Below are 13,038 nucleotides of genomic sequence, written 5' to 3'. Positions count from 1 at the left end.
AGATCAAAGGTGGTGGTATCCGCGAGGTTTAACTTGCTGGTCTGGCCGAGTGCATTGTCACTACCCGCCTGCAACGTCCCGGTATTAACACTGGTTTCGCCGGTGTAGTCGTTGGTGTCATTAGACAGCGACACCAGGTCGTTACCCGCTTCAATCGCCAGGTTACCGCTACCGGTTAATTTGGCGGACATATCGGCAGACGTGCCATTTGCGCCGCTATTTTGCGCAAGCCTCAGTGTTTGCCCGGACTGCAATGCCAGCAGGCTCAAACGGTAGGTGGCGTATAAACCATCCACAGCGCTGCTACCCGCAGCACGGGTTGCCAGACCATATGAATAGGTGCCAACCGCCACGGTATTGCCACCCTGCACGATATTTGATGTGCCTGATGTCAGATCATTGCCCGCCAGATCTTTCAATACCAGATTGCCCTCAGAACCATTTACCGAGGTGGCAGAAATCAGCTGTTGAGTCGTCCCTTCATCCTGCACCAGCAAGTTGCCGGAAGCACCTGCGTTTTGCTGATCAAGTTCAACATTGCCCGCGGTTAAGTTCAGGGTTTTGGTCGTCACTGTTCCGGTCGGCAGATTAGAAAACTTCATGGTGCCGCCATTGAAGGTCAGGTTGCCAACAGCCTGGTTACCCGCATCTACAGTCGTGACGTTGCCCGCGCCCATATTCAGCGTGGCGTTAGTCAACGCGCTGGTGTTATCACCACCAAGATTAAAGGTGTTGTTCGACAGATTGACCATTCCGCCAAAGTTAGCACCCACTCCGCTTCCAAAGTTGAACGCCTGTCCATTGTTGGACGCATTCAACGTACCCGCTCCGGTCAGGACGTTGTCGAAGCTGAACGCACCCGTGGTTTGGGTATTCAAGATGCCACCAGCAGCAATGTCCACCGCCCCTGTCCCCAGGTTAGTGCTACTGCTGGTCGCCGAGTCAGCGACAGCCAGCGTCCCGAGATCAGTGACACTCCAGTTACCGGTGTAAGCGGAGTTATCCGCCGTGACGGTGGCCTGCGCCCCGCTCACCGTAGTGGTTCCAGCACCCGCCAGTTGGTTATCGAAGACACTGGCAGATGCGAACGACAGTTCAAGCCCCGTCGCGGCGTGGATATTGATTGCACCGGAACCCGCGCCATCGGTGTTAGTCAGTTTCAGCGAACCACCAGAAATAGTAGTGCCGCCAGTGTAAGTATTGGCAGTGGTCAGCAATAATGTGCCTGCATCCGCTTTGGTCAGTGCACCTGTGCCTGCAATATTGCCGGTCATGGTAAGCGTAGTGCCACTATCCACATCAAACGTTGCCCCAACCGCGTTGATCGTTGCTGCACGTGCAGATGTCATTGATGCGGTGGTTTCCAGGGAGCCACCATTGAAGATTAATGCCCCCGAGGTCGCACCAAGGGTGGCATCGCTGGATATCTGGATTTTGCCTGAGTTTAAGTTGGTGCCGCCGCTGTAAGTGTTAGTCCCCGCCAACACCAGGGTGCCATTATCGATTTTGGTCAGCGCACCGCTGCCATCAATGACGCCGTTCATCGTCATAGTGATCGCATTATCGATATCAAACGTTGCACCACCTGAATTGAGCGTGGTCGCACGAGCCGACACCATGGTGCCGGTAGTTTCGAGTGTCCCGCCATTGATCTTGAGCGCACCGTTCGCCGCACCCAGGCCGCTATCACTGGCCACACTCACAGTACCGCCGTTGATATATGTGCCGCCGGTATAAGTATTTGTACCACTCAGAACCAGCTTGCCAGCATCGGTTTTGGTAAGTTTGCCTGCACCGTCGACCACACCGCTGATAGTAAGTGTCTGTCCGGCGTCGATATCAAACGTGCCACCCTTGATCGTCAGCGTGGTTGCGCGGGCTGTCGTGAAGGTGCCGGTGCTTTCCAGAGAACCACCGTCCAGACTCAACGCGCCTGTAGAAGCTCCTAGGTTACTGTCGCTCGATACACTCAGCGTCCCGTCATTAATCGCCGTTCCGCCGCTGTAGGTATTGCTACCCGTCAGCACCAACTTACCCTTATCGGTCTTGGTGAGTTTGGTACTGCTTCGCAGAACGGAGCCAATCGTCGCCACATAACTGGCACCGATATCACTGCCGTCACCAACACGAATAATTGTGCTGTTCGTACCGGAAGCAGTCTCAAGGAGGTCTATCGTCCCACCAACAAGTGAGTACCCACTCACCCCAAACTGTAACCCGCTGGTGGAGATCGGGCCGAAACTGTTGTCGACCGTCACTGCTGCAGGCGTTCCCTGGAAAATAACGAACGACGTCGGAGTATAAGTTGAGTTGATGGAGCTGGTGGCATCACCCCAGGATTGGTTCGTCAGGTTTCGGTTCCAGACACCGTTGCCGCCATCCGCCGCCCCGTTGTTGTATCCGGTTACATTGCTGCCATCCCAAACGGCGGTGAGGATACCGGTGGTGTTGATCAGGTTGATTTGCCCAAGGACACCAGTTTGCAGCGCCACTGTGGTAGAAGCCGGCAAGTTACCCAGCGCCAGGCCGTTATTGATCAGGGCACCTTTATAGTTAAAGATGCGATAGATACCTGGGTCAAAAGTACCACCTGTTGGGACAGTGACATCCAGGCGACCGTCGAGCGTCAAGTTACCGCCAACGTTGGTCAGGCTGTTTTGCGACACGCCATTGAGCGAACCGAAGGTATAACTCAGGATTGACGTGCCATTGAGGGCAAGATTCCCCTTCACCGTCAACGTGCCACCCGTACCATCGGTGTTACCAGCCGCAAGGATCCCGTCATTGGCGATGGTAAGATTGCCGCCGAGAGTGCCGGTACCACCTACCGCCGCATTGGCCGCGACAGTTGTCGCTCCGGTGGCTGCCGACTGATCGCCATTGACAATCAATCTACCCGTTGAAACCGTCGTTGCGCCTGTGTAGCTGTTGTTCGTCGTCAGGATGATATCGCCCGAACCCTTTAGCAGCAGGCCACCGGTACCAGAAATAGCATTATCCAAGGTCACCGTATCGCTACGGTTAAAGGCCAGCGTGCCGTTGTTAAGAATATTGCCGGTAATCGAGCCGGTCTTCCCGCCATCGCCGAGCTGCAACGTGCCGGAATCAATCGTGGTGTCGCCCGCATTGGTACTATAACCCGTAAGAACCGTGGTGCCAGTACCGCTTTGGCGAATAGTACCGCTGCCGGTTATCGCTCCTGCATAGGTGTAAACGTCACTACGTTTGAAGGTGAGATTACTATTGTTAAGGATGTCCCCGGTTATTCCACCCGCAGCGCCGCCATTGCCAATCTGCAATGTCCCTGCGGAGATAGTAGTGCCACCGGTATGAGCCGCATTGTTGGTCAGAACCAGAGTACCACTCCCTTTCTGTTCCATCGCGCCGTCGCCGGTAATCGAACCGCTATACACAGAGGTGTCGCTGCGATCAAATGCCAGTTTGGCACCGGCAGAAATCTGTGACGGAGCCGCACCAATGGTCCCGCTCGTCCCGCCACCACCCACAACCAGCGTGCCTTCACGTACCCGCACCGCGTAACCGTCCCCATTTCCATAAACGGTATTCGCCAGCACCATGGTACCGGCACCTTCTTTAGCGAAACCTTTCGATGGGCGGAAACCGCCGACGTTATTGATGGCCCCCGTCAGAGTTAACGTCGTACCAGCATCCGTAGTAAAGTTAATAGAATTCTGATTAGCATTTCCGTAAAACGAAGTCATGCCAAAATCAATGTCATTTGTCAGCGTCATGGTGGCGGTGGTGCGCAGATTGCCCCCGCCACCATAAGCGATGTCAGTCGCCTGCCCGGTGATTTTGCCCGTACCGAGAGCGTTGGCTGAACTGATCACAACAGTGGCACCATCAGTGATCAGCGTTCCACCGCTGTAAGTATTATTGGTGCCGTTGACGAAGGTTGATCCGCCCGAAATGAACCTGAGTATCCCTCCACCGGTGATGTGGCTATTTATCGTGCCGTTAGAACTAATTATTGTGCCTGAAGTAGAGGCGAGGCTATCTCCAGAAGCGATCATAATGTCACGCGCAATGGTGGCTGCGGTTCGCAGGTTACCGCCGTTGAACGTCAGCGTCCCTGACGCATCACCAAAGTTGCTGTCTGACGAAACACGCGTTTCCCCACCAGCAAGGAGGGTGCCGCCGGTATAAGTATTGGCCCCTGTAAGAGTCAGTACGCCGGAGCGACGCTCTACAACGCCACTACCCGAGATAACACCCGCATAGGTATATGTCGCATTACGGTTAAAGATGAGCCTACCATTGTTGGTGACATCACCAGCAATCGTACCACCGCCGTTCGCGGTAGCATCGCCAAGCTGTAGCGCACCGGCGTTGATGGTGGTGCCACCACTGTAAGTATGGTTCCCCGTAAACACCGTAGTACCCGTGCCGATTTGTGACACTGAACCGGTGCCTGAAATCGCCCCGCCATAAGTCATGGTGTCGCTACGGTTGAATGCCAACATGCCAGGCGTGGCTACCGATACCATACCGCTACCCAGCGTGCCTGTGGTACCGCCATTCCCGACCTGCAAGGTGCCGGCAGTAATACTCGTGGTGCCGCTATAGGTATTGGCACCGGTCAGAATCGTGGTACCTGTCCCTATCTGCCAGACCAACCCGCCACCGGAAATTTTCCCGTCAACGGTCGCTGTATCACTGCGATTAAACACGAGAGTACCGTTGTTGAGCACATCCCCGACAATTGAGCCAGAAGCCCCACCAACACCCAACTGAAGGGCACCTGAACTGACTGTTGTGCCGCCCGTATAAGTATTCTCTCCGGTGAGGATAAGCGTTCCGCGATCCGTTTTAGTTACCGCAGAACTGCCCTGTAACACCGAACCGACAGTAGCAATATAATTGCTTCCTGCAGTGGTACCATCACCCACTCGCATCGTGGTTTGGCCTGAGCCTGAAGTGGTTTCGACCAGATTAATCGCACCACCGTTAACGGTGTAACCGCTGGTGACAAATTGCATCCCTGTCGAGGTCAAATTACCCAGGCTATTGTCTACAGTGACGGCACCAGCGGTGCCCTGGAACACCGCGAAACCAGGGGTATAATCGCCATTAATGGTGCCAGAGGCATTACTCCAGTTACTGTTAGCCCCTGTACCGCTGTTCCAGACACCGGTACCGCCATTGACTGCGCTATTGTTCTGGGCGACATCCCAGAAACGCATATTTGCCAGGCTGTTGATCAGGTTGATCTGGCCTTTGACCGACGTCTGCAATTCAGTGTTCGAGTCAGCAGGCATGGTGCCGAGGTTCAGGCCTTTATCGGTTAACGTTCCTGTATAGCTAATCAGGCGATAAACACCCGCACCAAACACACCACCATCTGTGGCTTTAACGTTCAGCGTACCGTCCAGCGTCAGCGTGCCTCCAACCACGACTTGGTCGTTGTATTGCCCCCCGACAACATCGGACTGCCCGAGGTTGTAATTCAGAATCGAGCCACTAGACAGCAGTAAGTTACCGCGAACAGTGAGGGTGCCCGCGGCGGCATCAGAGGCTCCCGGTGCCAGGATGCCGCCGTCGGCAATCGTTACGTTGCCACCAATGGTGCCCGAGCCACCCAGCGTCGCGCCGGACTCGACCGTGGTCTGCCCTGTCGCGTTGGTCTGGTTGCCGTTGACGTATAATGAGCCCGCAGCTACGCGTGTCGCGCCAGTGTAAGTATTGTTGCCACTGAGTGTTGTTGTTCCCGTGCCGTTTTGGGTAACGGTACCGCTGCCTGATATGGCACCAGCATAGCCATAGGCATCCGAACGGTTGAATACCAGCGCCGCGCTGTTAACGACATTCCCGGTCCCAAGAGAACCAGAGGTGCCCCCGTTACCCACTTGCAGTGTCCCGGCATCAATAAAATTCCCACTGGTTGAGGAATTAGTTCCCGCTAGCACCAACGTACCGGTATTGGTTTTGTGTAATGCGGAGTTGCTGCCGTAGATGTCACCCGTGACGGTCAGTGTTGTGGTCGGAGCCACATCAACAAAGGCGCCACCGGTGCTTAGCCCAATCCTGTTGATCTCGAACGTCCCGGTCGTCATCAGGGTACCGTTGTTTAGGTTTACATCTTTGCCTGCACCCAGATTATCCCCACTGGAGACCACCGCCCGGACACCACCTTGCAGATAGGTAGTATTAGTATAGGTGTTGGTTCCATTGAGGTATATGGTACCACCAGGGGTGCCAACGCTGTTCAGTGAAAGGATGCTAGCACCAGAGATCGTGCCATTCAGGTTAAGCACCGCACCGTTAAAGGTTTCGATTATGCCGGGCTTGCCAAGTGTGATATTGCGGGATGTGCTCATGCTTGATAACGCACGCAGCACACCGCCATTGACAAATCTTATATCGCCCGAAGCCGCGCCGAGATTGGCATCGTTCGAAATCGACAGGTAACCGGAATTAATATTTGTACCACCACTGTAGGTGTTAGTGCCTGTCAGGTTTACATATCCGCCGGCAACGCCGAATGCGCCAGCACCAGAAATTACCCCATTCAGGGTCAACGTGTCGGCGGCATTTACATTCCCGGCATAGGCGTTAACACCACTGTCAATAAGAATATTACGCGACGAAGCAAACGTCGCTAATGAAATTAAATTAGCGCTTCCGATGAAATGTATCTTGCTTGACGACGCCCCGAGATTGCTATCGCTGGATACTTGCAACACACCCGCGCGGATCTGCGTTTCGCCAGTGTAGGTATTGATACCGGACAGGGTTGTGGTACCACCATTTTGCAGCGCCGAACCACTGCCGGAAATTATGCCCGCTTGGGCGTAAGCATTATTGTGGCTGAAGCTGAGTACACCATTGTTGGTGATATCCCCCGTGATTGACCCGGTCGCGCCGCCAGCACCGATTTGCAGCGTGCCTGCATTAATGGTGGAGCCACCAGTGTAGGTATTTGCACCCGTCAGTATCGTGGTGCCTAGACCGTTTTGTACCAATTGACCAGTACCGTTAATCGCACCCGCATAGGTGTAGCTATTGCTGCGGTTGAAAGCCAGGGTGCCATTGTTGGTCAGAGCACTACTGCCTAGGGTTCCTGTCGTCCCACCGCTACCAATTTGCAGGGTGCCTGATGAGATAGTCGTGGTACCGGTGCTGGTATTCGTGCCCGTCAAGATCAACGCGCCTGCACCAGTGAGGGTGAGCGCGCCAACGCCACTCATCACTCCGCCGATGGTCGCCGTTGCACCCGATGCCACATTTATAGTACCGCCGCCCTGGGCAAGTGCGACATTACGTGTGCTAATGAAAGGCCCACCGGTAATAGCCAGAGTGCCTTGAGTCGTCAAATTACCGAGGGTGAGTGAACCAGTTGCCAACCCTAAATTGTTATTTGACGATACTTTCAGGGTGCTGTTATTGGTGATGGTGGTGCCGCCGCCGTAGGTGTTAACACCGCCCAGCACAAGAGTACCGCTGCCATTGACGTCAACACGTCCACTGCCAGCAATAATAGAATTAACCGTAGCCGTGTTACCGCTGCCGACGCTGATCCCCATAGTGCCTGAACTGGTCGTCAGGGTGCCGCCGTTAATAATGTAACCATCGACGGTGAATAACAGATCCTGAACGGTGATCGGATTAACAGCCGTGATGGTGCCCGCCGCTCCAGTAAACTGAGCAGTATCCCCTGCAAGGTTGTTCCACGGCAAAGTAACCGTACCGTTGTACCACTCACTGCTGGTCACATCCCAGTTACCCGCCCCCCCGGGGACTTGTCCGGTCGGGGACCACGAAACCGTTGATGCATTCACTGTTCCGGACATGGCAAACAACGCCAGAACAACGGCACTTGGGCCCGCTTTGCTTCGGGAGCTTTTGCTGCGCCCTTTGGCCAACTCAGAGACGGCCACCCAGCACTGCTTTGCCGCGCTCCATATAATGAGATAAACAGTATTCATAATTTAATTCACTTATTGAGCGCGCATGTGGATTTTTTTACACAACTAAAAAGTTGCATAAAATGACGAAGCCAAGATAGATAAGGGCTTTGTTGCAAGTGAATCAGAACTTGCCTTGCCATGGAACCGCCTGCGCTGCCAGGATGATACGTAACCCTGATCCTGCCATTCAGCAAAAAGTTTGATTATTGAACAAAGCCTTTCGTATGCTTCAATTAGATATATTTACATTGCCTCCATTGTGATTTAACTCACGGGCGGCAGTGTGTGAAGCGGGCTTATTTTGGTTCCGCTTTTGGTTTACCCATTTCTTTGTTGACTACAACTTCCGGTAATTTTCCGTAATCCACTGTGGTATTGGCAAGCAGGCCGATGATGTCCTGACTGATGTCTGATGTCGGGTTGGATGCAACAATTTGGCTGCTGTCGATCACGATATCGAGCTTATGGCTGGTACGATAGCTTTCGACCACTGCTGCGATGGCCTTCACGCTTTGCACTCGTGCGCTGCTGCGCTCAATATCCCACTGGCGGTTTAAAGTCTCCGCATCACCTTGACGAGCTTTCTGTTGTTGATCTGCAGGCATGTTTGTGTAGTTTGCCTGCGCATCTTTATCTGCTTTAACCAGCACATCTTTGACTTTCTGGTTCCACTCTTGCTCCTGTTTACCCACAGCAGACGTTTCCAGTGTTTTCGCCAGATTTACATAGGCTATTTTTTGTTGGTTCAGCCCCATTTGATCGCAACCTGCCAGGTTCAATAGAGCGATGCAAAGAGACACTTTAACCAACAAACCTTTATTCCACTTCATGACATGTTTCTCCACTAGATTTTTGCACACCTATTTTTATTACTCGCGCAGCGATGACGAACAGGCTGCCCCGCCAGCCTCTACGTTACACGTAGAGGCTCAGCTTATTGGCCAGTTGCTTCATCTCTCACCGCAGCTCATCCACCGCCTCGGCCAACCAGAAGCCATAAGCCATAAGCAACGCTGTCGCCCCATTGTTACCGCCAACATTCACCGAATACGTCGGTAAGAAATTTGGCCACGCACCATCCACGTCGGCTTCAGACGCTCCGCACAAACTTAGGCAACAAGCTTTCAAGCAAACCATGGCGTTATGACCGGAAATTAATGGATGACTCAGGCCGACTTATCAGCGCTGGCTTTTGATTTACCGGATTTTCCGTCAATCGACTTGACCGCCTCGACCTCTTCGGTGGCCTTGTTGGCACGATGCCGATCCAGCAGTTGCGGGAGGTTAGCCAGCGACATCAGATGGGCAAAAATGAGCCCCAAGAAGCCACGCTGATTCATATCGGCCAATTGTTCGCCCGTCAGCGCAGAGAGTTTCTCTTCATTGATGACCAAAAAGTCCTGCACTTCGAAGGCGGCACCATCAGCCGCTCGAATTTGGGCAGAGCGCTTTTCCAAAAGGTTCAGCGCCTGCAACTGCGCCACCAACATCCGGGTGCGCTCCATCTCTTCATTAAAACCGTTCATGAAGCCTAGGACTTCATCCAGCAAGACAGCATTAGTGCCGTCCTCGTTGAACAGCGGACGGCCGTCAAGATTGTTAAGACCAGAAAACGCCTCATCAAACAGGACGGTGAACCCACCTTCCACTCCAGGATTACTGCCCAGCACAAATGGATAACGGCGAACAAAGGCAGGCACATACACCCCTGGCGCCCACTGCTTTGCACTATCCACAAAATCGTTACGACCAGCTTCCAGACCAACAAGAATGATCGGCGTGATCTGTTCAGCATCGCCCACGAGCTCGCTCACAAACACGACAGGGTAATTGCGAGCCGCCGCATAAAACTCAGCCCCAGCCACAGGCATCCAATGCGTATTAGCGGCAAAGGAGCAATCATTAACCTCCTTAAGACGCAGGCCTTTATGGGTCTCACGGGACAGCACTTGAACATTTTTATACAGCAGCATCAAATTAGACATAAAAACACCATAGACAATAAATCAATAAATATAAAATAATGGCAACATTAAACAGGCTCACAAACTCATAACAAGCCACACATTCCATTCAAGCCAACAAGAGCAAACCTGTCCAGATACCAGCCAGTTGCAACCAATACAATCACTTCTCAATCAGGCCGCGCCACTCACGCTAATGTTGCGATCCGCGGTTCACCGGCGATTGAAAAATTTAACTAAAACCACTCCCAAGGCCTTTTTTCTAGCTTGTTGCACCAACAGACGTCTCAGCATCGGCAGATACACACAAGATATTTCTTACAATACTCTCAGGTTTAAGAGCACCTTTCAGGATCGTTTGCGCCAATCGCAAGACCGAATGCGCCAGATCGACGTGAGGTTGTCCTTATGCCTCATCACGAACCATCATCAGACAACGTAAAAAATCATCCCACCGGCTTCAGTTCACTCACGCCTTCCTTAGAATATAGGGCAACCCACGATCCTAAAGCACTCCGCCGACATTTGTTCGCATCCCAGCAGCTGAAATACGGCAACACCTATAGGCCAGTCATTGTTATCGCACTGCCGCACGCACTCACAATGCCTATATCGAGATGAAACTTACTGAAACGAGCCCTACTGACACTGCTCTTCGATTGGGCATTAGTTTTTGCCGATCGCAGCAAGCAACATAACGTTCTTGATGCTAATTAAATGCGCAAGAAGTCATCTCAATTAACTGTCAACGTAACTATCACAGCGCGCTCAGATTTTCAGGTTTTCCGTAATAGAACGCCCCACCCTGACTTCGATATTCCGAGGGTGAAACCCCCTGCCACCGCTTAAAGGCACGCGCAAAAGCGCTTTGTTCGGAAAACCCGAGCATAAATGCAATATCGGTTAATGATTTTTCATCGGAACCCAAGTGCCGACGCGCGAGGTCATGGCGAATTTTGTCCAAAATAACGCGGTAGCTCAGTCCGTTCTCCGCAAGCTTGCGCTGTAATGTCCGACGACTCATCGACAGGGCTTCGGCTAACCGCTCTTCAGCCGGCTCACCTGAAGAAAGACTATCCATCAGAAAGCGTCTGCATCGGTGCACCAGGTCAGCCCCCGTCAGTTGGGCCAATTCGCTTACGAGAATGTCATCGAAAATCTGCGCAAATTCGGCATTCGCGGTTGGCAGGGGACGATTGACTATTTTCCAAGGCAAGACAAACCCGTCGCGCTCCGCGCCAAAGGTGACCTTACACTTGAAAAAACGCTCATAGGGATCCGGGTTTGCGGGAGCCGGACGCCGCAGACTTACCGATTGCAAATGCACAGATCCGCCAACGTTTGTTCGGCACATGGAGATGATCAGCGAAAGGCCAAAATCGGCCATGGCATGCCCAAGCGCCGTGTCGCCACGACCGGTGTCGTAGGTGACATAAAGCCCTGCTTCGGTCTCAGTGCACTTTAATAAAGTGCGCCCCGCCGGGATGCATATAAAACGCTCCAGGCGGCTCAACGCCGTATACAGCGAACCACTGACAAGCCACGCATAACCCAGGGTTTTCAAATGAGATGGGTGCCAACACTCCGCAGCGCGAAGAGCAAACGCCGGATCCGCAATCAATGCCATGGCGTTCCTGAAGCCCGTATCAATGACGCTGCCAGGCAAGCGCACATTGAGATTTTCTAGCGCTCTTACGGGGACACCCAAGCGTCTTGCGAACCGGGGGCCGCTGACACCATAGGCTTCGATCATGCGTAATCCAATCACTCCGAAACTAGCAAGAAACGTATCTGTGGGCATGGGAGTATCTTCAAAAGTTGCTTTGCGTTATCCGCACGGCAAACACATAAAACGACCGCTGTGTCTGGCGAATAAACCTAGTGATCTAACGAATGAGTTTGCGGAGAGAGGCGTAATTCGCCTAAACCGAAGGATCACTCGTATCGTCTACAAACGTGGACGCCGAATCGGCATAGCGCGCAGCGATTTGAACAAACCTCGCTTCTAAAACCTTGAAGGCGCTTACCACATCAGGATCAAAGTGTTTGCCGGCCCCCTCACAGATGATCTGCGCAGCAGTCTCATGGGGCATTGATGCCTTGTAGATTCTTCGATTAATAACCGCATCGTAGACGTCTGCAACGGCCATCAACCGAGCACTTACGGGGATCTCCTCACCAACCAACCCATGGGGGTAACCACTGCCATCCCACTTTTCGTGATGGGATAAAGCGATCTCCTTGGCGAAGCGTAAAAAGGGTATTTGAGTGCCCAAAATTTCTTCAGCCTGCACCAAGCTTTGATAGCCCAGCAATGTATGGGTTTTCATGATTTCGAATTCAGCAGGCTCGAAACGCCCCGGTTTAAGTAATATGTGATCGGCAATGCCGACCTTGCCTATGTCGTGCAAGGGCGCTGACTTGAACATCAATTCAATGTTCTTTTCACTTAGCTCACTGCTGAAACGGGGGTGATCACGTAATTGCTCTGCCAACACCCGCACATAATGCTGAGTTCGGCGCAGATGATTACCGGTCTCATTGTCCCGGGTCATTGCCAATGACATTAGCGACAGGATCGTCACATCATGAATGGTTTGGAGTTCGCGCCTGCTCGCCACCACTTCCTGATCAAGCGATGTATTCTGCAACCGCAATCCGTCAGCGGCCGCCTTCAAACGCAACTGAGCCTTTACTCTCGCCAAAAGTACCGGCGGATTAACTGGCTTACTGAGGAAGTCCGACGCTCCCAGATCCAACCCCAAGCAGGCGTCGTGATCAAGACTTCTCGAGCTCAGAAACAGAATCGGTACTTCGCGAGTTTTTGGATCCTGTTTGACGCGGCGGCACACCTCATGGCCATCCATTCCCGGCATCAGCACATCCAGCAAAATCAGATCCGGGACTGAGCGCTCGATAGCTTGTAAGGCTTGTGCACCACTGGCAGCGACTTGCACATGACAATGGTCACGGAGCAACCAACTCACCAGTTTCAGATTGAAGGGCTCATCATCGACCACCAGCACGGTGGGTTTGGGGATTAAGCAGTTCACCTAGATCTCCTCACAGAATTTTCGCGCGTTCAACTGCATACAGAGCGTTTGCGTCGAAGGTTGATAGCGCTCGGCTTAGGCCATCTGTTGAAA

Annotated in this window: 5 protein-coding genes; all 5 read right to left on the bottom strand. The window is 52.9% G+C overall.

The genetic code is table 11. From position 1 onward, the window contains the following. Nucleotides 1-7,946: autotransporter-associated beta strand repeat-containing protein (locus tag C7534_RS31505; protein WP_109788196.1), on the bottom strand; the 7,946-nt coding region annotated here is incomplete at its 3' end. A gap of 278 nt (nt 7,947-8,224) precedes the next feature. Continuing rightward, nucleotides 8,225-8,758, bottom strand: a complete 534-nt coding sequence (locus C7534_RS31500; RefSeq protein ID WP_109788195.1) for a hypothetical protein — start codon at nt 8,756-8,758, stop codon at nt 8,225-8,227. Nucleotides 8,759-9,094: 336 nt separating this feature from the next. Continuing rightward, complete coding sequence (locus C7534_RS31495) at nt 9,095-9,913, bottom strand: SapC family protein (protein ID WP_109788194.1); 819 nt, start codon at nt 9,911-9,913, stop codon at nt 9,095-9,097. A gap of 736 nt (nt 9,914-10,649) precedes the next feature. Continuing rightward, nucleotides 10,650-11,645, bottom strand: coding sequence for an AraC family transcriptional regulator (locus C7534_RS31490; protein ID WP_158283950.1), 996 nt, complete (start codon nt 11,643-11,645; stop codon nt 10,650-10,652). 169 nt (nt 11,646-11,814) lie between these two features. Next, nucleotides 11,815-12,945 carry an HD-GYP domain-containing protein gene (locus C7534_RS31485; protein WP_256594856.1) on the bottom strand — a complete coding sequence of 377 codons (1,131 nt, stop codon included), beginning with the start codon at nt 12,943-12,945 and terminating at the stop codon, nt 11,815-11,817. Nucleotides 12,946-13,038: the final 93 nt, after the last annotated feature.

This window comes from Pseudomonas sp. OV226 (assembly GCF_003148705.1).
Lineage (GTDB): Bacteria > Pseudomonadota > Gammaproteobacteria > Pseudomonadales > Pseudomonadaceae > Aquipseudomonas.
The sequence above is the reverse complement of the archived record's forward strand: the minus strand, read 5'-3'. Positions and strand labels throughout refer to the sequence as shown.